The organism is Paenibacillus sp. B01 (assembly GCF_009649995.1).
In the GTDB taxonomy this organism is placed as follows: Bacteria; Bacillota; Bacilli; order Paenibacillales; family Paenibacillaceae; genus Paenibacillus_O; species Paenibacillus_O pasadenensis.
This window is the reverse complement of sequence record NZ_CP045802.1, coordinates 3,113,305-3,139,289: the sequence shown is the minus strand read 5'-3', so window position 1 is coordinate 3,139,289 and position 25,985 is coordinate 3,113,305. Positions and strand designations below refer to the sequence as shown.

The 25,985-nt window shown below is 65.4% G+C and carries 27 protein-coding genes and 1 riboswitch; of the genes, 18 read left to right on the top strand and 9 right to left on the bottom strand.

What is annotated here, in order from left to right; all coding sequences use genetic code 11:
• Window positions 1–9 precede the first annotated feature (9 nt).
• Window positions 10–1,698: a long-chain-fatty-acid--CoA ligase gene (locus GE073_RS13450; protein WP_194843366.1), complete on the top strand. Its 1,689-nt coding sequence runs from the start codon at window positions 10–12 to the stop codon at window positions 1,696–1,698.
• Window positions 1,695–2,132, top strand: coding sequence for a PaaI family thioesterase (locus GE073_RS13445; protein WP_043110835.1), 438 nt, complete (start codon window positions 1,695–1,697; stop codon window positions 2,130–2,132). The genes GE073_RS13450 and GE073_RS13445 overlap by 4 nt, the downstream gene beginning before the upstream one ends.
• A 1,100-nt stretch (window positions 2,133–3,232) precedes the next feature.
• Here the strand turns inward: GE073_RS13445 and GE073_RS25065 are convergent.
• Window positions 3,233–3,391, bottom strand: coding sequence for a hypothetical protein (locus GE073_RS25065; protein WP_164820151.1), 159 nt, complete (start codon window positions 3,389–3,391; stop codon window positions 3,233–3,235).
• Between the two features lie 53 nt (window positions 3,392–3,444).
• On the opposite strand from GE073_RS25065, the gene GE073_RS25060 reads away from it, so the two are divergent.
• The 4 genes from GE073_RS25060 to GE073_RS13425 all read left to right on the top strand — a co-directional run bounded on the left by GE073_RS25060 (window position 3,445) and on the right by GE073_RS13425 (window position 6,911).
• Window positions 3,445–4,125, top strand: a complete 681-nt coding sequence (locus GE073_RS25060; RefSeq protein ID WP_194843365.1) for an NAD-dependent epimerase/dehydratase family protein — start codon at window positions 3,445–3,447, stop codon at window positions 4,123–4,125.
• 199 nt (window positions 4,126–4,324) lie between these two features.
• A complete protein-coding gene (locus GE073_RS13435) occupies window positions 4,325–6,268 on the top strand; it encodes an ATP-dependent DNA helicase (protein WP_228551506.1) in 1,944 nt (647 codons plus the stop codon).
• A complete protein-coding gene (locus GE073_RS13430) occupies window positions 6,268–6,582 on the top strand; it encodes a DUF6509 family protein (protein WP_043110834.1) in 315 nt (104 codons plus the stop codon). The genes GE073_RS13435 and GE073_RS13430 overlap by 1 nt, the downstream gene beginning before the upstream one ends.
• Before the next feature lie 20 nt (window positions 6,583–6,602).
• On the top strand, window positions 6,603–6,911 hold the full coding sequence (locus GE073_RS13425; RefSeq protein WP_028597260.1) for an MGMT family protein: 309 nt from the start codon (window positions 6,603–6,605) through the stop codon (window positions 6,909–6,911).
• Between the two features lie 114 nt (window positions 6,912–7,025).
• Here the strand turns inward: GE073_RS13425 and GE073_RS13420 are convergent, their stop codons facing one another.
• Window positions 7,026–7,982, bottom strand: coding sequence for a DMT family transporter (locus tag GE073_RS13420; protein WP_416362104.1), 957 nt, complete (start codon window positions 7,980–7,982; stop codon window positions 7,026–7,028).
• Window positions 7,983–8,134: 152 nt separating this feature from the next.
• Window positions 8,135–8,289, bottom strand: a riboswitch (FMN riboswitch).
• 132 nt (window positions 8,290–8,421) lie between these two features.
• On the opposite strand from GE073_RS13420, the gene GE073_RS13415 reads away from it, so the two are divergent.
• From GE073_RS13415 to GE073_RS13390, 6 genes are all read left to right on the top strand, one after another.
• Window positions 8,422–8,808, top strand: coding sequence for a hypothetical protein (locus GE073_RS13415; RefSeq protein WP_028597258.1), 387 nt, complete (start codon window positions 8,422–8,424; stop codon window positions 8,806–8,808).
• Between the two features lie 154 nt (window positions 8,809–8,962).
• Window positions 8,963–9,697 carry a response regulator transcription factor gene (locus GE073_RS13410; protein ID WP_028597257.1) on the top strand — a complete coding sequence of 245 codons (735 nt, stop codon included), beginning with the start codon at window positions 8,963–8,965 and terminating at the stop codon, window positions 9,695–9,697.
• On the top strand, window positions 9,694–10,890 hold the full coding sequence (locus GE073_RS13405) for a sensor histidine kinase (RefSeq protein WP_084136507.1): 1,197 nt from the start codon (window positions 9,694–9,696) through the stop codon (window positions 10,888–10,890). The genes GE073_RS13410 and GE073_RS13405 overlap by 4 nt, the downstream gene beginning before the upstream one ends.
• Window positions 10,891–11,056: 166 nt before the next feature.
• Complete coding sequence (locus GE073_RS13400; RefSeq protein ID WP_153783680.1) at window positions 11,057–11,743, top strand: ABC transporter ATP-binding protein; 687 nt, start codon at window positions 11,057–11,059, stop codon at window positions 11,741–11,743.
• On the top strand, window positions 11,737–14,511 hold the full coding sequence (locus tag GE073_RS13395; protein WP_153783679.1) for an FtsX-like permease family protein: 2,775 nt from the start codon (window positions 11,737–11,739) through the stop codon (window positions 14,509–14,511). The genes GE073_RS13400 and GE073_RS13395 overlap by 7 nt, the downstream gene beginning before the upstream one ends.
• 156 nt (window positions 14,512–14,667) lie before the next feature.
• Entirely contained in the window at window positions 14,668–14,901 is a 234-nt protein-coding gene (locus GE073_RS13390) for a hypothetical protein (RefSeq protein ID WP_028597253.1), read from the top strand.
• Window positions 14,902–15,011: 110 nt separating this feature from the next.
• Here GE073_RS13390 and GE073_RS13385 read toward each other — a convergent pair whose 3' ends face one another.
• On the bottom strand, window positions 15,012–15,923 hold the full coding sequence (locus tag GE073_RS13385; protein ID WP_194843364.1) for a DMT family transporter: 912 nt from the start codon (window positions 15,921–15,923) through the stop codon (window positions 15,012–15,014).
• A 135-nt stretch (window positions 15,924–16,058) separates the two neighbouring features.
• Between GE073_RS13385 and GE073_RS13380 the strand changes: the two genes are divergently transcribed.
• On the top strand, window positions 16,059–16,937 hold the full coding sequence (locus GE073_RS13380; RefSeq protein ID WP_153783677.1) for a LysR family transcriptional regulator: 879 nt from the start codon (window positions 16,059–16,061) through the stop codon (window positions 16,935–16,937).
• A 96-nt stretch (window positions 16,938–17,033) separates the two neighbouring features.
• Here GE073_RS13380 and GE073_RS13375 read toward each other — a convergent pair whose 3' ends face one another.
• Together GE073_RS13375 and GE073_RS13370 are read right to left on the bottom strand one after the other, a co-directional pair.
• On the bottom strand, window positions 17,034–18,311 hold the full coding sequence (locus GE073_RS13375; RefSeq protein ID WP_153783676.1) for an N-acetylmuramoyl-L-alanine amidase: 1,278 nt from the start codon (window positions 18,309–18,311) through the stop codon (window positions 17,034–17,036).
• Between the two features lie 156 nt (window positions 18,312–18,467).
• Window positions 18,468–18,776, bottom strand: a complete 309-nt coding sequence (locus GE073_RS13370; RefSeq protein WP_028597250.1) for a hypothetical protein — start codon at window positions 18,774–18,776, stop codon at window positions 18,468–18,470.
• An 18-nt stretch (window positions 18,777–18,794) separates the two neighbouring features.
• Between GE073_RS13370 and GE073_RS13365 the strand changes: the two genes are divergently transcribed.
• Entirely contained in the window at window positions 18,795–19,058 is a 264-nt protein-coding gene (locus GE073_RS13365) for a hypothetical protein (protein ID WP_127464492.1), read from the top strand.
• A gap of 37 nt (window positions 19,059–19,095) precedes the next feature.
• Window positions 19,096–19,392, top strand: a complete 297-nt coding sequence (locus GE073_RS13360) for a hypothetical protein (RefSeq protein ID WP_043110832.1) — start codon at window positions 19,096–19,098, stop codon at window positions 19,390–19,392.
• Window positions 19,393–19,510: 118 nt separating this feature from the next.
• Here the strand turns inward: GE073_RS13360 and GE073_RS13355 are convergent, their stop codons facing one another.
• Window positions 19,511–19,873 (bottom strand): DUF423 domain-containing protein, encoded by a 363-nt coding sequence (locus GE073_RS13355; protein WP_028597249.1) that lies wholly within the window; start codon window positions 19,871–19,873, stop codon window positions 19,511–19,513.
• Window positions 19,874–19,998: 125 nt separating this feature from the next.
• Between GE073_RS13355 and GE073_RS13350 the strand changes: the two genes are divergently transcribed.
• From GE073_RS13350 to GE073_RS25460, 3 genes are all read left to right on the top strand, one after another.
• Window positions 19,999–20,547, top strand: coding sequence for a cysteine hydrolase family protein (locus GE073_RS13350; RefSeq protein ID WP_028597248.1), 549 nt, complete (start codon window positions 19,999–20,001; stop codon window positions 20,545–20,547).
• A gap of 62 nt (window positions 20,548–20,609) precedes the next feature.
• Window positions 20,610–21,380, top strand: coding sequence for an MFS transporter (locus GE073_RS25465; RefSeq protein WP_228551502.1), 771 nt, complete (start codon window positions 20,610–20,612; stop codon window positions 21,378–21,380).
• Entirely contained in the window at window positions 21,368–21,904 is a 537-nt protein-coding gene (locus tag GE073_RS25460) for an MFS transporter (protein ID WP_267238411.1), read from the top strand. The genes GE073_RS25465 and GE073_RS25460 overlap by 13 nt, the downstream gene beginning before the upstream one ends.
• Before the next feature lie 117 nt (window positions 21,905–22,021).
• Here GE073_RS25460 and GE073_RS13340 read toward each other — a convergent pair whose 3' ends face one another.
• From GE073_RS13340 to GE073_RS25455, 3 genes are read right to left on the bottom strand one after another with little or no spacing between them, the layout of a single operon-like run.
• Window positions 22,022–23,197 carry a Ger(x)C family spore germination protein gene (locus GE073_RS13340; RefSeq protein WP_153783675.1) on the bottom strand — a complete coding sequence of 392 codons (1,176 nt, stop codon included), beginning with the start codon at window positions 23,195–23,197 and terminating at the stop codon, window positions 22,022–22,024.
• Complete coding sequence (locus GE073_RS13335; RefSeq protein WP_228551868.1) at window positions 23,194–24,633, bottom strand: spore germination protein; 1,440 nt, start codon at window positions 24,631–24,633, stop codon at window positions 23,194–23,196. The genes GE073_RS13340 and GE073_RS13335 overlap by 4 nt, the downstream gene beginning before the upstream one ends.
• A 19-nt stretch (window positions 24,634–24,652) precedes the next feature.
• Window positions 24,653–25,951 carry a GerAB/ArcD/ProY family transporter gene (locus tag GE073_RS25455; protein ID WP_228551500.1) on the bottom strand — a complete coding sequence of 433 codons (1,299 nt, stop codon included), beginning with the start codon at window positions 25,949–25,951 and terminating at the stop codon, window positions 24,653–24,655.
• Window positions 25,952–25,985: the final 34 nt, after the last annotated feature.

Genomic DNA, 25,985 nt, shown 5'->3' with positions numbered 1-25,985 from the left:
GTGGACGGCATGGCGAACAGACCTTGGCTCAGTCACTACCCGCATGAAGTCCCGCCGACGTACGATTATCCCGACCAGAACCTGGCCGAGTTCCTCGTGCGCACGGCGGAGAGAAGTCCGAACCAGACAGCCCTCGAATTCATGGGCGCCCGCATGTCCTACGGCACGCTGCTCGACTCGTCGTACCGCTACGCCAACGCGATGATCAGCCTCGGCCTCCGCAAAGGAGACCGGGTCGCGGTCATGCTGCCCAACTGCCCGCAGGCGGTCATCGCCTATTACGGCACGCTGCTGGCCGGCGGCATCGTCGTCATGACGAACCCGCTCTACATGCCGCGCGAGCTGGAGCATCAGCTGCTCGACGCGGGAGCCCGCTTCATCGTCGCGCTCGACCTGCTCGTCGGGCGGGTGCGGCAGGCGACCCGCGAGCAGCCGCTGGAGCGGATCATCGTCGCTTCCGTCGCCGATTACTTGCCCTTTCCGAAAAACCTGCTCTACCCGATCAAGGCGAAAAAGGACGGCACGCCGCTGCCGAAGCTCGACTACGGCGACCGCCAGCTGCTGAATTTCGTCCAGCTGCTGCGCGAGTCGCTCTCCGATCCATGCCGCGTCCCGGTGGAGTCGCGGCATGATCTGGCGCTCATCCAGTACACCGGCGGCACGACCGGCTTCGCCAAAGGCGTCATGCTGACGCATCGCAACCTGATCGCCAACACGATCCAGAGCGAGCTGTGGAATTATCGCAACGAAGGGAGCAAGGAGCGGTATTTCGCCGCTCTGCCCTTTTTCCACGTCTTCGGCATGACGGTGCTGCTCAACCAGGGCATCCGGCTCGGCGCTACGCTGCATCTGATGCCGCGCTTCGAGATCAATGCCGTGCTCAAGGCGATCCACAAGCACAAGCCGACGGTATTCCCCGGCGCGCCGACGATGTATATCGCGATCATCAACCATCCCGACGTCGCCAAGTACGACCTCAGCTCGATCAACGTCTGCATCAGCGGCGCCGCCGCGCTGCCGCTCGAGGTGCAGGAGCGCTTCGAGCGGCTGACGGGCGGCAAGCTGATCGAGGGCTACGGCCTCACGGAGGCGTCGCCGGTGACGCATGCGAACAACATCTGGGAGCTGCGCAAGAGCGGCTCGATCGGCATCCCGCTTCCCGACACGGAGGCGCGCATCGTGCATCCGGAGACGGGCGAGGACGTGCGGCCGGGCGAGATCGGCGAGCTGATCGTGCGCGGGCCGCAGGTGATGTCCGGCTACTGGAAGCGGCCGGAGGAGACGGCGCAGACGCTCAAGGACGGCTGGCTGTACACCGGCGACCTCGGGCGCATGGACGACGACGGCTTTTTCTACATCCTCGACCGGCGCAAGGACCTCATCATCGCGGGCGGGTACAACATCTATCCGCGCGAGGTGGAGGAGGTGCTGTTCGAGCATCCGGACGTCGAGGAGGCGATCGTCGCCGGCGTCAACGATCCGTACCGGGGCGAGACGGTGAAGGCGTTCGTCGTGCTGCGCAGCGGCGCCGAGCCGGATGCGGCGGAGCTCAAGGCTTGGTGCAAGGAGCGGCTCGCCGCCTACAAGGTGCCCAAGGCGTACGAGTTCCGCGACAGCCTGCCCAAGACGCTCGTCGGCAAGGTGCTGCGCCGCAAGCTGCTGGACGAGGAGCTGCAGAAGCAGGAGGAGACGAAATGAACCTGAACTTGGAAGCGGATTCATCCGAAGAAGGCAAAAAGCTGCTGGAGCAGTGGTCCGCCGCCGCCGAACAGTCGTTCTGGGGCTTCCTCGGAGCGGAGATGAAGGTCATCCGCGAAGGCTACGCGGAGGTGTACCTCGACATCAAGCCGCATCATATGAACCTGATCGGCATCCTGCACGGCGGCGTGTACGCGACGCTGATCGACTCCGCGATGGGGCTCGTGGCGATGGCCGCCCATCCGGACCGGGCCGTCGTGACGACGAACCTGAACCTGAACTACGTCTCTCCGATCAAGGAGGGACGGCTCATCGTCAGCGCCGAGATCGTGCATCAGTCGCGCAAGATGGTGAGCACGCAATCCTACGCCCGCACCGAGTCGGGCGAGCTGTGCGCCTTCGGCACGGGCACTTTCCGCGTGCTCGGCTCGTAGGGGAGCAAGGGCGCAGCATCTGCATGCGGACGTCGCGGGTTCCCGCTATGTTCCGGATGCGCAGCTCTTGCGCGCTTCAAGCCGTTTCCCGGCAGGCTTTCGGGCTGCTTGGGAGACGGCTTTATTTTGTCTCCGGAACGATCCGGAAAAGCGAGCTGTGTCCGACAAGGAATTCGCTGCGCGAGCCGAGTCTTTCTCGGCGGTAAGCCGGATAAGCAGGCCATGTGCGACAAGGAACACGCTGCGCGAGCCGATCCTTTCTCGGCAGGAAGCTGGCAAGTCCGATGGGACAAGAAGGCCGCTGCGCAAGCCGAGCCTTTCTCCGATTCCACTGGAAGCCGGATGGCTTGATCCCCTGACCTCCTATTCGGAGGCCATCCGTCTTCCAAGAGGACCGCTGCCGCTTCTCCGAAAGGCATCGGCTCGCTCCGCGAGCAGCTCGGGTAGACAGGAGGCGAAACGGAGGGAGTTGCGCGGAAAAACCGAGTAACTCGGATAGGCAGGAGGCGAAACGGAGGGAGTTACGCGGAAAAACCGAGTAACTCCGGTATGTAGGAGTCGGAACGGAGGGAGTTACGCGGAAAAACCGAGTAACTCGGATAGGCAGGAGTCGGAACGGAGGGAGTTGCGCGGAAAAACCGAGTAACTCCGGTATGTAGGTGGCGGAACGGAGGGAGTTACGCGGAAAAACCGAGCAGCTCGGGTAGACAGGAGTCGGAACGGAGGGAGTTGCGCGTAAAAACCGAGCAGCTCGGATCTAAAAGGAAAGTAGGAGCTTGGTGTGGAGCTGCGTACCGTATGCGGGGCATGAGTAGAGCTTGGGGACCGGAGCGAAGCGGGGCGGGGAACTCGTGGAGAAGCGGCAGCGGTTCCCTTGGAGGCCGGATTCCACCCCTGCTGGGGAATGGGATCAAAGGAATCTGGGCTCCAGGGAGATCGGAACGAGTCCCCGCTCCGCGAAGCGGATACCGGTCACGATGCCCGCTCCGCGAAGCGGATACCGGTCACGATGCCCGCTCCGCGAAGCGGATACCGGTCACATTGCCCGCTCCGCGAAGCGGATACCGGTCACATTGCCCGCTCCGCGAAGCGGATGCCGGTCACGACGCTCGCTCCGCGAAGCGCGTGCCGGTCACGACGCCGGCTCCGCGAAGCGGATACCGGTCACGATGCTCCGCGAAGCGGATGCCGGTCACGACGCTCGCTCCGCGAAGCGATTTCCGGTTTCCGCTCCGCCGTCCGATCGGCCGTTTTGCCATGTTCTCTCCGGCATGGAATAATGAGGACAGATCGAAGAAGGAGGGGGATGCGGATGGCACGAACGGCCGTCATTGCCGGCGCGACCGGACTCGTAGGAGGAGAGCTGCTGCGGCTGCTGCTGGAGAGCGAAGCCTACACCGAAGTGATCGCGGCCGGCCGCCGAAGCACGGGGACAACGCATGCGAAGCTGCAGGGGGTCGTTTGGGAGCAGGATCGGCCGGAGGCGGCGCTGGAGGGCCGCCTGAAGGGAGCGGATCTGTTCATCGCAACCGGCACGACGATCCGCAAGGCCGGCAGCCAGGCGGCATTCCGGGAGGTCGACTACGAGCTGCCGCTGCGGCTCGCCCGCTCGACTGCCGCCGAAGGCGCCGCCTCGCTCGTCATCGTCTCGTCGATCGGCGCCTCCGCGTCGTCCCGCGCCTTTTACTTGCGGGTCAAAGGCGAGCTCGAGCAGGAGCTCGGCAAGCTCGGCCTGCGCAAGCTCGTGCTGCTGCGGCCGTCCCAAATCTTGGGCGCCCGCGCCGAGAAGCGCACGCTCGAAGCGGCGGCTGGAGCGGTCGGCAAGGCGTTCGGTCCGCTGATGAAAGGGCCGCTCGCCCGCTATCGGCCGGTCGAGGCCCGCGTCATCGCGGCCGCGATGCTGGCCGCCGCCCAGCATGCGCCGGAGGGCAAGACGGTGCTGGAGTCGGAGGCGCTCCCGGCCGAAGCGCGCAAGCTGCAGCAGCGGAGCTAGGTAGCGCACTCGAGAAAATGTGCTGCCGACGGGCAGCGGATCGGCGGCGGGTGGAGGCAAGCCCCTTTACACAGACTACCCGGCGGATTATGATGAAGGTTCGACATGGGCAGCGGAGCGCTGCGAGGCAGGGCAACCGAAACCGCCCGCAGCCGTCCGCTCTCCTGATCTTCAACCTGCAAGGGGAGGCTATGCCCGCTTGACCCAGACCCGCTATCCGTTCGTCTACGATCCTTCGCTGCCGTTCATCGGCCAGGCGAGCGACTGGATCGCCGACGTTTTCTACGACATTCTTCCCGAGGCCGGCTTCGAGGTGCGGGACGAGCAGATCTTCATGGCGTTCCAGCTCGAGCGCGCCTACCAGGAGCGCAAGACGCTGTTCGCGGAGGCCGGCGTCGGCACCGGCAAGACGCTCGTCTACCTGCTGTACGCCGCCGCCTACGCCCGCTATACGCAAAAGCCCGCCGTCATCGCCTGCGCCGACGAGTCGCTGATCGAGCAGCTGACGAAGCCGGAGGGCGACCTGGCCAAGATCGCCCGCCATCTCGGACTTGCCGTCGACGCCCGCGTGGCGAAGTCGCAAGGCCAATACCTGTGCCTGAACAAGCTTGACGCGGCCCGCGGCGGCGAAGGGGGCGAGCGGTTCGACGAGCTCCACCGCTCGCTGCCGGAGTTCGTGCATCGTCCCGCGACGATGCAGGCGTTCCACCCGTACGGCAGCCGCAAGGACTACCCCGAGCTCGACGACGCCGACTGGTCGCGCATCGGCTGGGACGTGTTCCAGGACTGCCTCATCTGCCCGCAGCGCCATCGCTGCGGCATGACGCTCTCGCGCGACCACTACCGCAAGGCGCCGGACGTGCTCATCTGCTCGCATGACTTCTATATGGAGCATGTGTGGACGGCAGAGGCGCGCAAGCGCGAAGGGCAGCTGCCGCTGCTTCCGGAGCATAGCTCGGTCGTCTTCGACGAGGGCCATCTGCTCGAGGCGGCCGCGCAGAACGCGCTCACCTACAAGCTGCAGCATGCGATGTTCGAGTCGATCGTCAGCCGGCTGCTGCAGAACGACATCCGCGAGTCGCTCGCCTACGGCATCGAGGACGCGATCGCGCGCAGCGAGTCGCTGTTCCGCCTGCTGCGGCGCGAGGCCAGGCCGGTGGCCGGCTCGGACCGGCTCGAGTTCCGCTGGACGCCGGAGCTGACGCGCGAGGTCCGCGCCTTCCGCTCGCAGCTGGAGGAGATCGAGGAGCAACTCGTGTTCGAAAGCGGACTGTTCACCCTTGACGCTTATCATCTGACGATCGTCGAGGAGCATCTGGACATGATCGGCACCGCGCTCGCGCTGTTCGACCGTCCGGACGGGCTGATCGCCTGGCTCGCCGACGAGGCGGACGGACTGTCGCTCGTGCTCATGCCGCGGCTCGTCAAGGAGGTGCTGGCGGAGCGCGTGTTCGCGCGTCCGATGCCGATCATCTTCTCGTCGGCGACGCTCTCGGCGGGCGGCTCGTTCCATTATGTGGCCGATTCGCTCGGCATCCGGGACTACCTGCAGTTCAGCACGCCGAGTCCGTATGACTACGCCGAGCAGATGCAGGTGCGGACGGTCCGCACGGACGGACCGGAGGCCAAGCGCGCTGCTGCTCTGAAGGCGCTTCGGCGCAGCGGCGGCCGCGCGCTGCTGCTGTTCCCGGACCGTCGGCAGCTGGCGGAGTTCCGCGACTGGGCGGCGTCGAGCGGGGAGCTGGACGGCTACCGGATGCTGTACGAGGGCGACGCGGAGATCAGCCATCTGATCGGCCGGTTCCAAAACGACGAGGAAAGCGTGCTTGCCGCCGCGACGCTTTGGGAAGGATTGGACATACCGGGTCCTTCGCTGTCGCTCGTCGTCGTCTGGGAGCTGCCGTGGCCGCCCGCCGATCCGGTCTACAACGCCCGGCGGTCGGAAGCGCAGGATGCTTTCGCCGAGGTGGAGAAGCCGTTCATGCAGCTGCGGCTGCGTCAAGGATTCGGGCGGCTCATCCGGACGCGCGAGGATCGCGGCGAGATCGTCGTGCTGTCGGACCGGCTGGACGAGCCGGCGGTGCGGCAGGCGGTGCTGGAGCTCGTGCCGGAGGGCACGCTTCAAGATGAGGAGGGAAGCTGATGGAGCTGGAGCTATTGGAAATTAGCGAATATACGGTCGAGAAGCTGAAGGATCCGTTCGGCATTCTGAGCGGCGACCGCTACGAGTTCACGCTGCTGATCGAGGTCGACGAGGAGGACGAGCTGTACCGCCCGGCGGGCCTGTACGTGCGCGTCGTCTACGCGCTCGCGTCTGGCGGGGAAGGCCGCGTCGTCTCGCATGAGATCCGCGAGCGCGGCACCGACCAGCTGCTGGACTTCGGGCTGGAGGAGGACGAGCTGGCGGAAGCGGCGGCGTTCTGCGCCGCCCATGCGGGCGAAGCCGACAACGTCTGAGCAAAGGGGAGGCGGATGACATGCAGCCATTCACGGCAAGCGTCGTCCAAGTCGTGAAAGCCATTCCCGAAGGACGGCTCATGACGTACGGCGCGGTGGCGGCGGCAGCCGGCCAGCCGCGCGCGGCGCGCCAAGTCGTGCGCGTGCTGCACAGCATGGGCGAGTCCCAAGGCTTGCCTTGGCATCGGGTCATGAACGCGGCGCGGCGCATCAGCCTGCCCGGCGACGGAGGCGAGCTGCAGCTGGCGCTGCTGGCGGCGGAGGGCACGGAGCCCGGACTGGACGGCTGCTTCGACGAAGCGCGGTTCATGCGTGCGGACGAAGCCTGAGCATCGACAGGATAGGACGTAAAAAGGGCGGCAGCCCGGATCCGCCTCAGAGGGGAGGATTCGGGCTGCCGCCCTTTTTGATCTGGCAGCGTTGCCGGGGGCTGAAGGCTGAAGTCAGCCCGCAGGAGCGGCGGGCTGAGCGGAGCGCGAGGCGCTGCGGCTCAGCAGCACGAGCACGGTCCAGATGACCACGAAGCCGGCGACTTGGCCGGCGGTGAGCGCCTGGTCGAAGACGAGCCAGTTGATGAGCACGCCGACGGCAGGGAACGCCAGCTCCGCGAGCGTGGCGAGCGAGGCTTTGGTGCCGGACAGCCCTTTGTAATAGAGCAGCATGCTCAGCAAGCCCGGGATGAACGCCTGGAACAGCAGGTTCACGAGCAGCAGCGCCGCCGCACCCCCTGCGCCGAGCGTCTGCCAGCCGTCGCCGGCGACGAGGACGAGCAGGCCGAGCAGCGGGATGGCGAGCAGGAAGCGCAGCGCCGTCACGAAGTGGAAGCCCATGCCCTTGGTGAGCAGGTACTTGCCCATGACGGTGGATCCGCCCCACAGCGCCGCCGCCCCGATGGAGAGCAGGCAGCCGAGGGTAGCGAGGTCATGCAGGCCGAGCGCCGGGGAGCCGAAGCCGAACGTCAGCAGGTAGGTGCCGGCCAGCGCCAGCAGCAGGAACCAGCCGAAGCGGCGCGGCAGCGCTTCGCGCAGCACGATCCGCGCGAGCAGGATCGCGAACAGCGGCTGCAGCTTCTGCAGCAGCAGGACGGCGTTGAAGTTGCCGTAGCTGAACGCCGCGGTGAACATGACGGTGGCGATTGCCGAGCCTCCCCAGGAGATGAACAGCATCGCGCCGACGATGCCGAGCGTGAGCTTGCCGGAGAGCTGATGACGGTAATGGATCAGGACCGGAACGGAATAGACGGCCAGCAGCAGATGCTCGAGAAAGACGATCTGCGCGGACGTGAAATGCTGGAGCAGCAGGATGCGGAACAGCGGATCGACTCCCCAGAGCGTCGCTCCGAGCGCGACATACCAGATGCCGCGCCCGCGGGAGAGCAGTCCGCCGCGGTCCGCCTGCAGCGGACTCGATGCGGCAGCGGTCGTACCCAATTCAAAAACCCCCATGAAACGGAATTTGAATTGAACCTCGTTAGAAGCAGCATGCCCCCGCCTGAAGGATCAGGACGGGGGCATGAAGAACCCGCCTGCCGCCAAAATGGCGCCAAGCAGGGTTTCACCTTCTCTCATCCGGACTATACCGTCGGCCTTGGACTCGCACCAAGTCAGTCCCGCCGCCCCATGAAGCGGCAGCGGGAGTCGCGGGCTTCGGCGCCAAGCTGGCGCCGTCACCGCCGGTAGGGAATTTCACCCTGCCCCGAAGGTTCAGATTCAGTTAGACCGAATTGTAGCACAATCCGGCAACGCTCGACAAGAAAAGTTCATGGTTCGCCGAAGCCAAAGAGCGGACGAGCGGGTATAATGGGAAAGGATAGGGAACATGCCAAGGAGGCTAATGACGTTGAAGAAATTCGGACTGATCCTATTGGCCGCGCTGCTGCTCGTCGCGGCGGGCTGCTCCTCGCGCAGCGGCGGCGTGGATGAATCCGCCGTGGAGACGCATATCGCGAGCGAGCCGGCGGCTGTCGCCGGCTCGCCGCTCCAGCTGACGGCGGAGATCGAGGGCATCGAGTCCCTCCTGCAGGAGGACGATCTCAAGATCGACTTCGACATCCGCGAGGAGACGGAGCAGGAGCTCCCGGTGCTGCTCACCTCGACGAAGAAGTCGGACAAGGAATATGAGGTGGAGCATACGTTTCCGGAGCCGGGCAAGTATGTGATCTACATCCACATCTATGCCGGAGACGACATCCACATCATCAAGCGCAACGAGTTCCAGGTCGGCTGACCGGCCGCTCGGAGCGCCGCCTGCGCGCTGCAGGCATGAAAAGCGATACGGGACGAAGCGGAGCAGTTCTCCGTTTCGTCCCGTATTTGCTTTGCAGCGGATGCAGGGATGGATATAATAGGAAACCGAGAGATCAAGCTGGAGCGGACGGGGGATGGACATGAAGGTCGTATGGATCGAGGATGAGCGGGAGCTGCTGGAGGAAGGAGCCCGCTTCCTGCGGCAGGAAGGCTGGGAGGTCGAGGGAGCGGCCTCGGCGGAGGAAGCGGAAGCGCTCATCGAGCGCGGCAGGCCGGACCTGCTGCTCGTCGATTGGATGCTCGAAGGCGGGCGGACGGGACTGGATCTGTGCCGGCTCAACGACCGCAGCTGGCAGCTGCCGCTGCTCATGGTGACGGCCAGAGGCGATGAGTTCGACCGCGTGCTTGCGCTGGAGCTCGGAGCGGACGATTTCATTCAGAAGCCGTTCAGCCTGCGCGAGCTGCATGCTCGCATGAAGGCGGTGCTGAGGCGCGCAGGCCGAACGGCGACGGCGTCCGGCGCGGACGTCCAGGAGCCAGGCGGCGAAGGAGAGGTGCTGGAGCGCGGCGAGCTGACGATTCGGCCGCTGTCGCATGAGGCGGAGCTCGAAGGCCGGGCGCTTGAGCTGACCCGGACCGAGTTCGCGCTGCTGCTGCGGCTCGCCTCGCGGCCGGGCCGGGTATTCACGAGGACGCATCTGCTGGAGGAGGCGCTCGGCGACGCGTTCGCCGGTTATGAGCGCACGATCGACAGCCATATCCGCAACCTGCGGCGCAAGCTCGGCGACGATCCGGCCGATCCGCGCTTCGTGCTGACCGTGTACGGGGTCGGCTACAAGTTCAATCCCGATGCGGGAGCCGGCCGATGATGGACGCGCAGCGGATTCAGCGGATCGCCGCCGCCGCGGCCTTGCCGATCGGCGGCGGGGCGGCCGCCGCGCTGCTCGCGGCGCTGCTGCCGGCCGGTCCCGTGGCGGGAGACTCGTCCTGGGCGGCGCTGGGGCGCTGCCTGCCGCCGGCTGCGCTTACGGCGCTGCTGATCGCCGCAGCCATGCGGCTGGAGCGTCGCCGCTGGCGGCGGCGCCTGGCGGCATGGAGCCGGGTCGCCGAGCGCTTGGCGGATGAGCCGGATCGGGATGGAGGCGACGCGGCGGCAGACAGAGGGCGAGCGCCAGCCGCGCGGACGGATGCTGAGACTGAGGCTGGGCAGGCGGCTGCGGCGCGCCTCCATGTCCCCCGCGAGGGCGCGGCGACCGAGGCTGCGCTGCCATCGGACGAGACAGGCGGGTCCGGCGAGCGGGCGGGGTCCGCGCGCGCGGACGCGGCCGAGGAGCGGCAGCTGGAGCAGGCGCTGGGGCGGGCCGACGCGCTCATCCGGCAGCTGCGCACGACGCGCCGGCTCATGGTCGCGGAGGTCGCGCATGAGCTGCGCACGCCGCTCTCCGTCATCCGCGCCTCGCTCGACAACGCCTTGTACGAGCAGCGCCCGCTGCCGCCCGAGCGGCTGGCTGCTCTGTCGGAGCAAGCCGCCGCGATGAGCCGGCTCGTGCAGGATCTGCAGGATCTGAGCCTGGCCGAGAGCGGCCGCCTGCAGCTGGAGAAGAATTGGTTCGAGCCGGCCGCCGTCGCGGCGGCGGCGATGGAGCTGCTGCAGCCGGATGCCGACGATCGGGGCATCGGGCTCGTCGCCGAGCTGGACGGCAAGCTGCTGCTGTACGGGGACGGGAAGCGGTTCTCGCAGCTGCTGCTCAACCTGCTCGGCAACGCGATCCGCCATGCCCGCAGCCGCGTGACGGTGAGCGCTTCGGCGAGCGGAGCGGAGCTTGTGCTGCGCGTGCGCGACGACGGCTGGGGCTTCGAGCCCGAAGAGGCGGGGCAGCTGTTCCACCGGTATTACCGCAAGCCGACCTATGCGGACGGAAGTCCGGCGCCGCGCGGCATCGGCCTCGGGCTGGCTGTCGTCAAGGGCATCGCCGAGGCGCATGACGGCTCGGTGCAGGTGGAGAGCCGCGTCGGCGGCGGCGCCGAATTCACGGTGCGCTTGCCGCTGTTCCGCGAATGAGCGTCGGATCGTTCGCGCCCGTCGTTCGCGCCCGCATTTCCGCGAATAGGCCGACAGTCCGTCCGCTCTGCACAGGTTCTGCACATCGTTTCGGCGAGGACTGCATCCCGGCCTGGTACGGTAGAGGCATCCCCGAAGCGCGGGGAGGAAAAGGAGATTGCAGCCGATGCTGAGAGCGACAGAACTGAATAAGACGTATGGAACGGGAGTCGAGGCGACAAAAGCGCTCCGCGAGGTCGGCCTGACGCTGGACAAGGGGGAGATGGCGGCGGTGACCGGGCCGTCCGGCTGCGGCAAGTCGACGCTGCTGCATGTGCTTGCCGGCCTGGAGCCGGTCGACGGCGGGGAGATCTGGATCGGAGACGAGGCGGTCCACCGGCGGCGCGAAAGCGAGCTGGCGGCGCTGCGGCTGAAGCGCATGGGCTTCGTGTTCCAAGCGTATCATCTCGTGCCGGTGCTGAGCGCGGAGGAGAACGTGCAGCTGCCGCTGCTCGCCGCCGGCATGTCGCGCCGCGAGGCGGAGCGGCAGGCGCTTGAGGCGCTCGACCTGGTCGGCCTCGCCGCCAAGCGCCGCGCTCGGCCGTCGGCTCTGTCCGGCGGCCAGAGCCAGCGCGTGGCGATCGCCCGCGCCGTCGCCGGGCGGCCGGACATCCTGTTCGCCGACGAGCCGACCGGCGCGCTCGATTCCGATGCCGCCGATCAGGTGATCGGTCTGCTGGAGCTGATGAACCGCCAGTACGGCATGACGCTGCTGCTCGTCACGCATGACGACCGGCTGGCGCAGCGGCTGCCGCGGCAGATCCGCATGTTCAACGGGCGGATCGTCGAGGACCGCGGAGGCTCGTCATGCTGACCCGCGGCATTTCGTGGGCGATGGGCTCGCGCTATTTGCGCCGGCAGGGGCGGCAGACGGCGCTCGCCGTGCTGGCCGGAGCGATCGGCGCGATGCTGCTGGCGATGTCGTTGTTTCATTACGGCTCTGTCCGCGAAAGCGGCGACCGCTGGCTGAGCCGCCACTTCGGGCCGATCGACTGGGAGCTCGTCCCTGCCGGCCAGGAGGCCGGCTTCACGGCGGAGAGGGCTCGGGAGGTCGCGGCGGAGGGCAACGGCGAAGGGCCGTTTCCGTACCGCTATCTTCCCGCCGCGTCGGCGACGGTGATGCTGTACGCTTCGCCGGAGCCCGACGCGGAGGCGGCCATGCTGCAGCAGGCGCTCGCGATCGGCTTCGAGGCGCCGGCGGCCGCTGCGTTCGAGCCGGGCTCGCGGCTGTGGGACGAGCCGCTGCGGCCGGGCGAGGCGCTGCTCGACGCGGATGCGGCGGAGACGCTCGGACTGCAGGCCGGCGACATCGTTTATGCCGGCGCTCCGGACGGCGCCCGCGTCGGCTTCAAGCTGCGCGATGCGCCGCCTCCGTCCGGCTTGTCCGGCTACCGGGGCGACGGGGCGCGGCATAACGCGACGCTCGCGCTCCATCCGGACGACGCGCGGCGGCTGGCCGCGCTGCCGGAGGGCAGCTGGTCGGCGATTCTCGCTTCGCGGATGAATCCGGCCGATTCGGTGCTCGGCATGAGCTTTTCGTCGAAGCAGGAGGGCTGGTACGAGACTCGCTTCGTCAAGCGGAAAGCGGAGGACATGACGCGCAGCAATCTCGTCATCCTGATCGGCGTCATCAGCCTGACGGCGATCTTCTCCAGCGCGTTCCTGCTGCGGCAGATCGTGCTCATGCTCGCCGACTCGCGGGCGGAGCTGTACGGCGTGCTGCGGGCGATCGGCCTCAGCCGCAAGCAGGCGCGCAGCCTGTTCCGGGCGGAGGCGCTGCTGCTCGGGCTGCTGTCCGGCCTGGCCGGCATCGCGGCGGGACTGGCCGGCGGCTGGGGGCTTGTGAAGGCGATCTACGGCTCGGAGCTCGGCCGCTCGGCCGAAGCGTCGGGCATCCCGATCGAGCCGCATCTGTCGCTGCCGGTGCTGCTGGCGGGAGGGGCGGCCGTGCTGCTGTATCAGCTGCTGCTCGTGCTGGCGGCGAGCCGGCTGGCCGGCACGGGCTCGATCGTCGGCGCGATGCGGGGCGAATCAAGGGAGGGCGCGTCTGCGAGCGGCAAGCGTCGCCGCTCCATCCGCTTGGCCGTCGCCGCCGCAGCGGCCTGCGCCGTCGCCGGGCTGCAGGCTTACCACACCTGGGGCTGGTCGCCGCAGGTTGCGGACGGCTCGGTCATGCTGCGGCTGGCGCTCGTCTGGCTCGCCTCCGCCGCCGCGCTGACGCTGCTGCTGCAACTGCTGCTGCAGGCGGCAGGCTCGCGGCTCGGAGCGCGCGCCGGAGCGGACGTGCTGCTCGCTCTGCGCTATGCGGCGCAGCGTCCGGGACGCACGTTCACCGTCATGCTGCTGTTCGCCGTCACGATGATGACGATCACCTTCACCTCGGGCATATCCAGCCTCATCCTCCCGAACTCGGATCCGGCGCGCGGTCCGCAGGCGCTGCTCGGCTACGGCGGCTTCGTCGCGTACGAGAGCGACAGCGAGAAGCAGGACATGCTGGAGCTGCTGAAGAGCGACGAGACGCTGCGTCAAGCGGTAGAGAGCTACGCGCATGTCCAGCCGACGATGGCTTCCATCTCGCTGTCGGACAGCTCCAGCAGGGGCGGGCAATCGTTCGTGCCGGTCACCCCCGAGCTCGTCCGGGGAGGCGGCTGGAAGCTGCTGGAGCGGTCCTCGGCCTTTGCGACCGATCAGGAAGCCTGGGACAAGGTGATGGAGGACAAGAGGTACATCGTCCTGCCGCGAAGCTACAAGGACTTCGGCGTCGAGCCGTCCGCGACCTTCTGGTCTCCGGAAAAGCTCTACCGCGTCGGCGACACGATCGAGCTCGGCTTTTTCAAGGCAGAAGTCAGGGCCGCCGGACAGCCGCCCGACCTGAAGCAGACGTTCACGATCGCCGGCTTCGCCGAGCCGAATTCCGCTTCCGGTGTCCATACGGAGTACGTCTACGATACGACCTACGTCCATCCCGATGTCTGGAAGCAGCTGCACGAGGGCTACCATCGCCCATGGGACAATCAGAAGTTCAAAGGGCTGATCCTGCTGCAGCTCGACGCGACCGATCTCAAGCAGGACGAGGAGGTCGTCTCCCGGCTCCTGTCCGCCGGCGCCTCGACGGCCGCCATTCCCTATCTGGACACGTGGAAGGAGCATGCTTCCTCGAAGCGGCTCGTGACCGGCTTCCTGGCCTTCACCGCGCTCTCGGCGGCGATCGGGCTGCTCGGCCTGGCCGTCCTGCAGCGGCGCTCGATGCTCGACCGCGAGCGCGAGCTCGCGATGCTCCGCTGCGCCGGCGTGCCGGCGCCGACGCTCCGGCGGGCGTTCATGCTGGAGGGGAGCCTGCTCGGCCTGCTTGGGCTCGCGGCGGGCTGGGCGGCCGGATGGAGCGGCGCGAGCGCGTTCGCCCGCGTCATCCAGACGGATTTGCGCCCGTGGGAGGAGCCGCTGCGGGTCGACTTCGACGGCTGGCTGCTCGGCGGCATCCTGCTGACGCTGTCCGCGCTTGCCGTGCTGCTGCAGGCCGGTTCCGTCCGCACGGCGCTGCGGAGCACGCCGGTCGAATCGCTGCGCAAGGCCGACGCGTAAGCGCGGCCTCGGTTTAAGAAAAACTTCAGAAAATGCTATGTTTTTGTTGCTTTCTGTCAGGTCAAAGCCCGTTATACTTAAAGTCGGACCTATTCCGGATACATTTCGCAGGTATAATCCGTCTTAGATAGAGAACGAGGCAAGGGAGAGAGCGGCATGAGGAAGCGATCCGAGGAGAGAATTCTGAGGCTGCGGCAGTCGGAGCAGGAATGCTATTCCGTCTGCTATTACCTGCTCGGCGACGAGCGGCTCGCCGTGCAGGCGGCCCAGCAGGCGCTGTGCGAGCTGTTCCGCAGCGAGGACGCCGCCTACGGACCGGAGCGGGTGCGCGCTGCCGCGATGCGTCAAGCGGTCAAGCTGGCGGCGCGGCGCTCGCCTGTGCTGCTATAGACAAAGAAGAAGACGAAAAAGAGCGGAACGGCAATCGTTCCGCTCTTTCCTATGCATCCGATGCGCTCGAGCCGGCGGCGCGAGGCAGGAAGCGGCCCAAGCTCCTCCGCTCAGGGCAGCATGCCGGGCCCAGGCTGCGGCTGCGCCTGCGGGCGGCTGCGGCGGCGCAGCGCTTGCAGCCAGCGGGCTCCGTACTCCGAGACGAGCACGCCGGTGAGGACGAGCGCCGCGCCCGCATAGCCTTGCGCAGAGAGCATTTCTCCCACGACGAGGAAGCCGAACATCGCCGCGAACACCGGCTCCATCGAGAAGATGAGTCCCGCTCGCGAGGCGGTCGTGAATTTCTGCGCGGCCGGCTGGGCGATGTAGCAGAAGGCGCTGCAGACGACCGCGAGCGCGAGGATCGCTCCCCAGCCTCCGCCGGTCGACGGAAGCGACAGCTGGCCCATGAAGCCGGCGAAGATCAGTCCGAACAGGCCGGCGAAGCCGAGCTGCAGGACGCCGAGATTGATCGTGTCGACTTCTTTAGCCGCTCGGGACGTCAGCAGCACGTACGTCGCGTTGATGAGGGCGGCGAGCATGCAGAGCAGGTCGCCGGGCTGCATCGACAGCGGCATTTTCAGCGTCATCAGGCCGATGCCGGCGATGGCGAAGCCGATGCCCGCCGTCAGCTGCGGCGTCAGCTTCTGGCGCAGGAACGTCGCGGACAGGAGCGGCACGAAGATGACCGTCAGGCTGAGCAGGAAGCTGGCGTTCGCCGTCGACGTCGACTTGAGCGCGAACGTGACCGTCACGGAAATGAGGAACAGCAGCGCGCCTTGCATCGCGGCGAGCGCGACGGTTCGGCGCGTCGCCTTCCTCAGCCGGGGATACAGGATCGCGCCGGCGATCAGGAAGCCGATCATGAAGCGCAGCCCGATCAGCATGAGCGGCTCGACCGCCTCCATCGCCGCCTTCAACAGCAAGTAAGCGGACCCCCAGCATAACGTGACGACAAGCAGCAGCCATTCCGATTTTTTCATCTTCGTTCCATTCTCCATTCTTTCTTGAAGCTTTCATCCGAGGTCAAGTATACTCAGGAAGGAAGCATAAGGGAATTGAATGTTTGTCATGGAGAATATGAGAAAAAGGAATGAATCCGGCGGGAGAGATCGAGCATGAGTTTGTTCAAATACGAGGTGCTGAGCGCGGTCGTCGAGCTCGGCAGCCTGACGCGCGCCGGCGAGACGCTCGGCCTCACGCAGTCGGGCGTCAGCCATGCGATCAGCAGCCTCGAAAAGGAATTCGGATTGGCGCTGCTGACGCGCAGCCGCTCCGGCATCCGGCTGACCGAGAGCGGCGAGCGGCTGCTCCGCCCGATGCGCGAGCTGCTGGCCGCCCAGGAGCAGCTGAAGCAGGAGATTGCCCTGATCAAAGGGCTGCAGGCCGGAACCGTCCGTCTCGGCACGTTCACGAGCGTGTCCGTGCACTGGCTGCCGGCGATGATCAAGGCGTTCGACCGCGACTATCCCGGCATCGAGCTCAAGCTGATCGAGGGCGACTATCGCGACATCGAGGAAGGCATCGCGGGCGGCAGCATGGATCTGGGCTTCCTGTCCCTGCCGTCGAGGGAGGGGCTCGACACGCTTCCGCTCAAGAAGGACCGGATGCTCTGCGTGCTTCCGCCCGACCACCCGCTCTGCGGAGAGCGGCGATTGTCCCTCAGCCAGCTGGAGGACGAGGTGTTCATCATTCCGAAGGAAGGCTCGGACTATGATGTCCGGCGCATCCTCGAGGAGTCGATCCGCCGTCCGCGCATCAAATACGAGACGCATGACGACTACGCCATCATCGCGATGGTCGAGCATGGGCTCGGCATCAGCATCTTGCCCGAGCTTGTCCTGCGCGGTCGCGACCACCGGGCGAGCATGGTCGAGCTTGAGGACGGGCGCTACCGCACGCTCGGCATCGCCGCCGCCTCGTTCAAGCTGCTGTCCCCTGCGGCCAAGCGGTTCATGGACTACATCCGCGAGTACGTCGGCAGTCTCGACGAGTAGAATGCGGAGCAACGAAAAAGGCAGCCCGCGAGCCGGCGCGATGGCCGGGAGGGCTGCCTTTTGCGGCTTGGAACGGTTCCTCCTCCGAAAGGAGGGTCATCCTTGAAGCTGCGCGTACATCCGCTGCAGGATGAGCGCTTCCGCCCACAGGGGCAGAGGGGTATCGGGCTGCTGCTTCCATACCGAATCGGTCAAGTATCCTTGCGTGTACAGCCATTCGATCGCCTGGATCTTGTAGTCCGGCGTGCTGGCCGGATAGTTCGGGGTCAATGCCATCGCTTTCGCCACTCCTTCCGCGATTGCCGCCGCCAGATTCTGGCGCACGGCCGAGTCCTTCAGCAAGCCTGCGTCGAGCGCGTTGTCGACGAACAGGTTCTCCAGCAGCACCGCCGGCATCGTCGTCTGCCGCAGCACGGCGAAGTTCGCCTCCTTCTTGCCGCGGTCCGCGACGCCGAGCGGAGCGAGCGCCTTCATGATCGCCGCATGGACCGCATCCTGGCGCACGCCCGACGGGCCGGAGCGCGTGCCGGGGTAGACATACGACTCGAAGCCTTCGCCGCCGGCCGCATTATGATGCAGGGAGACGAAATAATCCGCCTTCCAGCCGTTGGCTATCGTCGCCCGCTCTCCAAGCGGCACGAAAACGTCCGTGCTGCGCGTGAGCCGCACGTCGACGGCATAGCCGGCGCGCAGCAGCGCGGCGACCCGCAGCGTCAGGTCGAGCGCGCTGTCCTTCTCGACGATGCCGAAGCCTTGGGCGCCGGGATCGGTGCCGCCGTGGCCGGCGTCAAGCGCCACAATCGGCAGCGGCGCTTGCGGCGCTGCCGCGGCTGCGGCCGCCGTCATCGTGCCGTACAGCCGCATGATTTTCTGGCCGTACGTGTCGCCGGCCTCGAGCGCGGCCTGCAGCGAGGCGTACTTCGTCCGATCGTAGCCGGGCACGGCCCATTTTCCGGCGAGATCCTCCCAGTTGGGCGCGCTGCCGCGAGCGACGAGCGAGAAGCGCGGATCGACGACCCTCTCGCCGGCAGGCAGCGGCGCGGTCGAGGCGTAGGCGTACAGATGCTGGATCTGCGCCGTCACGCCCTCCGCGATCGTCGCGAAGCTGGCGCCGGCATTGCCGCCGCCGGTCGCGCCGATGCCGGCGAAGTTGTTCTGCTCGGGCCTTACGTCCCCGCCGAAGCGGAACCAGTTCGTCTCGTGGATCGACTGGCAGAGCGCGATGTCGCCGCGGATGCCGAGCCGGCTGCCGACGAGCCGGAACTGGCGGGCGATCTCCGCATTGAACGACGGATTGACCGTCCGCACGTAGGCGGCCATCGCGTCCGCGGATACGGCCGGCTGGCCGAGGATCGGGGTTTTTGCAATCGCCATCTATCTATCACTCCTTTGCGGAACAAGATAGAATAGACTATTCATCCAGTGGACAAGAGGGGTGGGCCGTCGAAGCGGAAGGGCGGATGCGCCGCGCGGGCGGAGGCGTAAAAAAACGCCCCTCGGAGCGAGGGGCGCAAGGCGTCGGAGCGGAGCCTATTCGATGCGGTCGTAGAACTTTTTCCATTCCTTGTCGCCGCGATGGACCAGATCGGCTACCGTGCGATCGATGACCGTATGGACGGCATTGCGGAAAAATTCCGTCTCGGCCCGGATCGCCGACTCGACCTCTCCTTTGGACTTCTCGCCGTTCGTGCTGCGGGCGCCGATTTCCAGGCGGTGCTTTTCCTCATGCTCATCCAGCAGGTCGAGCAGATGGTCGAAGGCGATCAGGACCGCCTCGCGCCCCTGAAGCTTGCCTTGCTCGCTCAGCTGCTGCTTGAACCGCTCCATCTCCTTGCGCATGGGAGGTCACTCCTCTTTTTGGAAAATGTTCTTGCTGGCCTTATCATCGCATATCCTTCCCGCGGTTCGCAAGGCTGGGCTCCGGCACGGCTGGCCGGAGAACGGAGCGGGCAAGAAGCTATTGAAGCCGTCGGTCCGGAAGGAGCCTTGCATGCCATGACAACCTCTGAAAAATCCGGCTCCGCCGGCGCTCGTCCCGTCATCGCGCTGACCGGCGCGAGCGGATCCATCGGCCGCCATCTGCGGGCACTTGCGCAAAACGGGGAAAAAGAGGCAGAATAAGGATGACAAGCTATGCTGCAAGGAAGGAGAGAGGCTCATGCTCGTGCCGGTGCTGATCATCGCAGCTGCCGCGGCCGTCTGCGCGCTCGTCGTTTGGCTGAACCGCCGCCAAGCCAGCTCGCGCCGCCACTCCAACGTCATCGCGCTGGATGCAGCGCGCAGGCGCAAGAGCAAACCCAATCCCGCCGCCGCCCGCGGCAAGGGACAGCCCTGCTCGCTCTGCCGGCAGCCGTCCGCGCGGCTCGCCTTTTACTCCGATGAGAACGGACAGGTCATCGGCGTCTGCAAAGCCTGCGAGCCGAAGCTGAAGTCTCGCCAGCTCGACCGCCTGTAGCGCCAGCTTCCGCCGGATCCGAGACGCATCCTGCGGATGAAAAGAAAAAGGGCTGTCCCTGCCGGCCGACGAATGTCGGCCGGGGACAGCCCTTTTTCTTGCGATCGGACTCGCTCCGCTATCCGATGTAGGCGATCGCCACGAGCGCCCAGCCGGCGAGAAAGGCCAGGCCGCCGAGCGGCGTGATCGCGCCGAGCTTCTTCACTCCGCTCAGGCTGAGCGCGTACAGGCTGCCGGAAAACAGCACGATGCCGGCGGCGAACAGCCACACCGCGGCATGCACCAGCGACGAGGAGGCCGCCTCAGGCGATGCGCCGACAGCGACGATGCCGACGCCGTGCAGCAGATGGTAGAGCACGCCGGTCTGATAGTTCTTGCCGGCATCGCCGGCCAGGCGGGCCTTCAGCGCATGCGCGCCGAACGCTCCGATCGCGACGCCGAGAAACAAAAATGCCGCTCCGAGCACAAAAGCGGTTGGCATGGGGACACGCTCCTTCCACTTTCGTATGCTAGCGGGCGAAGCCGCTTCCGTCAATCCCTCGGCCGATTTGCAGCGGCAGCCGCGATTCGGTAGGATGGGGAAAACGACAAGCGGAGGGATGGACGATGGCAAGAGCGCTCATCAACATCGACTACACGAACGATTTCATCGCGGAGGACGGAGCTTTGACCTGCGGCGAGCCGGGCCGGGCGATCGAGGACGAGGTCGTGCGGCTGACGCGGGAGTTCGCCGAGGCCGGGGAGTGGGTCGTTTTCGCCGTCGACGTGCATGAACCGGGGGATGCCTGGCATCCGGAAACGAAGCTGTTCCCGCCGCATAATCTGCGGGGGACGAAGGGAAGGGAGCTGTACGGCAAGCTGGGCGAGCTGTACGAGGAGATCCGCGGGCTGCCGAACGTGCTGTACCGGGACAAGACCCGCTACTCGGCGTTCGCCGGCACGGACCTGGACCTGCGACTGCGGGAGAGAGGCGTGCGGGAGCTGCATCTCGTCGGCGACTGCACGGACATCTGCATCCTGCACACGGCCGTCGACGCCTACAATCTCGGCTACCGGCTCGTCATCCACGAGCGGGCGGTCGCCAGCTTCAACGCGGTCGGCCACGAATGGGCGCTTCAGCATTTTCGCGGATGCCTGGGCGCGGACATCCGCTGAGCGGCCGATTCCTCCCGCTGTTCCCGTTGTAGGAAACCGCCTTTTGCGGTACGATGGAGGACATGTCTACCTTCATCCAAGAGTGGCGCGAGCAGCTGGGCGGCTACAGCCGCAACATCCGGCTGTTTTTCGTCTTCAACCTATTGTGGAACATCGGTCTCGGCATGTACAGCCTCATCTACAATCTCTATGTCAAAGCTCTCGGACATGCGCCGACGATGGTGGGAGACATCGTCGGGGCGACGGCTCTGGCCGCCGCGCTCATCCTCATCCCCGCCGGCCTCGCCAACGACCGGTTCGGCGCGAAGCGGATGATCGGCATCGGAGCGGCGGCCGTCATCGCGGTGCTCGCGGCCCGCGCCTTCGCGGCCGGCAGCGGCCAGCTGACCGCGCTTGCCTTCGCGGCCGGCATGGCGCAAGCGATCGTATCGGCCACGATCCTGCCGTTCATGGCCGACAACTCCTCGCCGCGGGAGCGCGTCCACTTGTTCAGCTTCAACATGGCGCTCGTCATGGCGGCGAATGTCGCCGGCAATCTCGGAGGCGGGCTGATCAGCGACGCGCTGCGAGCGATCGGAGGCTGGAGCGAGCTCGCCAGCCTGCGGGCGACGCTGCTGGTCGGCGTCGCGATCGCGGCGGCCGGGCTCGTCCCGATCCTGAAGTTCGGCGCCCCGGCCGGCGCGGCCGGGCGGCTGCCGCCGCCGCGAGCTCGCCGAAGCCAAGCTTCCGCGAGCGCTTCCGGCTGCATCGCTCGTCGTATGCGGCGATCGCGGCCTTTACGCTGCTCAGCCTGCTGTCCGCGATGGCGGGCGGCATGGTCGTGCCCTATTTGAATGTCTATTTCGAGGATAGGTTCCACGCTTCGCACTCGAGCATCGGCCTCGTCGTGGCGCTCGGCCAGGGAGCGACGGCGATCGCGTTCCTGCTCGGTCCGGCGATCGCCCGGAGGATGGGGGAGGTGAAGGCGGTCGTATGGCTGCAGCTCAGCTCGATTCCGTTCCTCGTGCTGACCGCCTACACGCATCAATTCTGGCTTGCGAGCTTCGGCTATCTGTTCCGGCAGGCGCTCATGAACGCGGCGAATCCGTTCTACAGCACGATCAAGATGAGGTACGTGCATCGGTCGCTGCGAGGATTGGCGGCGAGCTCGGGGGAGGCGATGTTCAATCTCGGCTGGTTCATCGCCGCGCCGATCAGCACCGGCCTCGTCGCGAGATACGGAGCGTACCATGGTTATGCGCGAGCGTTCACGGTGACCGCGATCATCTACACGCTGATCGCGCTGCTGTTCGGCTACTTTTTCGCCAAGCAGCGGTTCAAGCCGGTCGAGGAGGAAGAGCAGGCCCATCGCGGCTAGCAAGTGCCTGGCGCAGCAAGGCTGCGTCGGGTCGTTTTTCGCCCCATTAAATTGTACGAATAATTATGTAAACCTGATTCGTCGATTATAAACCAAAAACGGCAAAAAAGGGGCCCCTCAGGACCCGTCTTCATCGCCGTCTTGCTTGTCCGAATATACGCTGCCCTTGAACTTGCCGGTCGTCCGGATGTACACGTCCGCCTCGACCGAGGCGAGGGAGTCGCTTTCCAGGAAAAACGGACCTTGACGCATCAGCTGCCGGAATAGCTCCGGATGCTTGCGGTACAGCTCGAGCTGCAGCCGAAAGCAGTCCGTCTTTTCCGCCGTGGCGATCGCGAACGTATTCTGCACTTCCTTGCGGATCGCTAGTGCCGCTTCGTTCTGCAGCTCTTGGATCGTAGCCTTTTGGACCTGCTCCGAAATATAGCCGGTCGTCTTGATCTTGACGTCGTAGCGCGGCTTGCCTTGCTCGACTCGGATCTTGATCGAGAACCGGGGATGGCCGAGCATGAGCACGGCGGATGGCCGGCCATTTTTAAGCAGCTTGAGCGGAGTGAGGTCCAGCTTCTCGTCCCGCCAGCGTATGCCCTTGAGCGGCTCCATCGCCATATGGTTCTTGTACTTGTAGCCTTCGAAGAAAAACGCCCCTTTGATGATGAACATCGGCTTCTTCTTGTAGTCCTCGTGCCAGGTGTGGCGATAGATGCCGATCTCAGGCAGCATGCCGGCGCCGCCGGGCTCGTTCAGATACGCGAACGCTTTGTTCGCGTTCACGGGCAGGATGTACGCCTTCTGCGTATTCATCTGCACGGCGGTGAACATCATCGTATCCAGCGGCGAAAGGTTGAAGATCGACTTCTGCGTCAAAATGTCCTCCATTTTTTCCTTCGTTCCGTAGAACAGCACGGTATATCGGGCTTGCCTGTCCCTCAGCAGCGAGGAGGTGAGCCCGGACAGCCCGCGCTTCATGAAATTTTCCGTCACGATGACCGCCTTCACATGGCCCCAGAACAGCCGCGACTGGGAGGTGGCGTTCGTCTCGGCGATCGCTCCCGAGATCGTCTCTCCGTCGCCGCGCCCGATCCAGATCGGCACTTCTTTGCCGAGCGTGACCGTTTCGCTGCGCGCGATGTTGCTGAAGTTCAGCACCTGGACGTACGCGATATACTTGCCGTTTTTATAGTCCAGCCCGAGCGCGGTTGCATACGCCATCGACTGGATGTCCTTCGAGTTGCCGCAGCCCTGCACGGACAGCAGCAGCGCTGCCAAAATACCGAGAAGGAGCTTCCTCACGTCATGTCGCCTCCTTGATGGTCATCGTCCTGGCCAGCCTTGGCGATGCTGTCCGGCCGCTTGGTAATATAGGCGAACGGGAGCCGCAGGTACGACATGAGGGCATCCTTCGGCAGCAGCGGCGACAGCGGAGCGAGATAGCTCACGCCGAACGACTGCAGCCTCGCCATGTAGGCGACCATGAGCACGATGCCGAGGATGACCCCGTACATGCCGAAAAAGGAAGCGAGGAAAAAGAAGAACATCCGGAAGATGCTCACGACCGTGCTGAGCACCTGGTTGACCAGCGTCACGCCCGCTACGGCCGTAATCGCCCCGACGACGACGACCGACGGCGACACGAGGCCGGCCCGGATGGCGGCGTCGCCGATGATGAGGCCGCCGATCGAGGTGAGCGTCTGCCCGATCGCGCTCGGGAGCCGGACGCCCGCTTCCTTGAAGATTTCGAGCAGCAGCAGGAGCAGCAGCATCTCCATCTGCGCGGACAGCGGCAGCCCGAGCCGAGCGACCGAGATCGTGGCCATCAGGCGGAAAGGAATCTGATCCTGATGGAACGCCATGAGCGCGATCCAGATTCCGGGCAGGAAGATCGAAAGGAACATGCTCAAAATCCGGATGATTCTGGAGAACGATACATAAGAGAAGTTGAAGTGCACGTCTTCCGGCGACTTCAGGATGAACGACAGCGTCGCCGGGGCGATCAGCACCATCGGATTGCCGTCGACGATAATCGTGAAGCGCCCGTTGAGCAGGCTCGTGACGACAAAGTCGGGCCGGCCGGTGAAGTCGATCAGCGGCAGGATCTTGAACCGATTGTGCAGCAGCAGATCCTCCAGCTGATTGATCGAGTACAGGCCGTCGATGTCGATTTCCCGGAGCCGCTTGCGCACCTCCTCGAGCGGTTTTGGATCCGCGATATTGTGGATGTACAGCAGCGATATGCGCGTGCGGGTCCGCCTGCCGATCGTGAAGCCCTCCACATGCAGCGAGCTGGAGCGGATCCGCTTGCGGATCAGCGCGACGTTCGTGTCCAGATCCTCGATGAAGCAATCGCGCGGACCTTTGATCGAGATCTCGGTGCTGGATTCGTCCGGCGTCCTTCTCGGCGCGTTGCACAGATCGACGGACGCCAGCAAGCCTTCCCGGACGAACAGAAGCAGCAGCGCTCCGGAATAGACGGCCTCCTCGAGCTCGGTCCGTATCGGCGTCTTGACGAAGCCTTCGATCGTGAGAGCGTCCGACAGCCGGAGCAGCGGACGGGTCAGCGATTCGTCGCGGTCATAATGCGCGCTCAGCGATGGCAGGACATGCCGGTTGATCATCATCGTGTCGCAGAGGCCGACCGAAAAGACGAGCACGACTTCCTTGGCGTTGTCCCGTCCAAAAAAAGAGCTCTTGACGATCACGTCGGCCGAATGCTCGAAAACGCGCTTCAGCTCCTCTTTCGTCCAGCCTTTAGCCGGCGCCTCCTGCGCTTCCGCTTCCTCGCGCCGCTTTTGCCCTTGAGGCTTGCGGCTGTCCGGACGCTCGTCCGGATTCGGTTGCTTCGTGCCCGGAGGTCCGCTCTTCCGTTCCGGCGCCGACTGCTCCTTTGGCTTGCTCTCGTCCTTGTCCGCTTCCTTCTTCTTCCGGTTGTCCGTCTGATCCGTCTTGCGGTTGTCCTCCATCGGAATCCCTCCTTCGGTCCGGCTTGATGCACAGGGCGACGATGAACCAGACTAGCGATGCCGGCAGCAGCACGAGCGTGACTCCCGGCATGAAATAGGTGTACATGAACAGGTACATATCATACTCGTCCAATGGAACGAACGTGGCGGCGCCGTAAAATAGAAACACAGCCAGGATGAAGATGCGGCGGGCCTTCTCGTTTCTGCTGGCGAACGTCTCTGAGAGCACGAGCACCGGCAGCGCGATGCGAATCGACGCGCCGGACAGCCATTGGAAAATGGAAAAGAAGTCCAGATGCTCGATATACTGGCCGATGCGCAGCAGCCTCCACTGCTCGTAAGGGGAGGTGAGCTGGTTGGCCGCTTCCTCGGGACCGAACTCGGTGATCGCGCCGATGATCGGGCCGACCATGATGACGACGATGACGCAGGAGTAGATCAGCATATGCCACGCCTTCATTCGTCCGCGGATCCGGTGCTGGAGCAGCAGGATGTACATGAGCTCCGAATAAGCGGCGCCGGCGTAGGTCATGCCCCGAAAGACGGGATTCCAGCCATGCTCCAGAATGGGGAGCAGCAGCGACATGTCCTTGATCTCGCTGTTGCCGGAGGCGACGAGGAGGCCGAGTCCGACGACAATCGGCAGCAGGATGCCCGAGGCGACGGCTACGACGCGAAAGCCCCACCAGCAGAGCATGACGCAGATGAAGATGAGCAGCATCCCGAGCTGCAGCGGATTGCTGGCGGGCAAATAGTTCGTGATATGCCAGCTGACGGTCTGCATGACGCACTCCATCGCCTGCAGGAACATTACCAGCAGCACCGGAACGACGAGAATCCAGGAGAAGACCGGATGCATATGCTCGCCCAGCCATTCCCGCCAATGCTGCTGGCCGCTTTTTTTCATGATGTAGACGATCATCAGGCTCCAGGGCACGAAGAACACGCCCGCGGCGATCGCGGTGATCCAGGCATCGCGACCGGATGCATCCAGCAGCATCGGATTGATGATGACGTGGCAAGCCAGGCCGTCGGACAGCATGAGGACGAGAAAAACCTGGAAGACGTTCATCACTCTACCCTTCACGATCACACCCGCTTTCTTCCTGAATTTCGGGTAT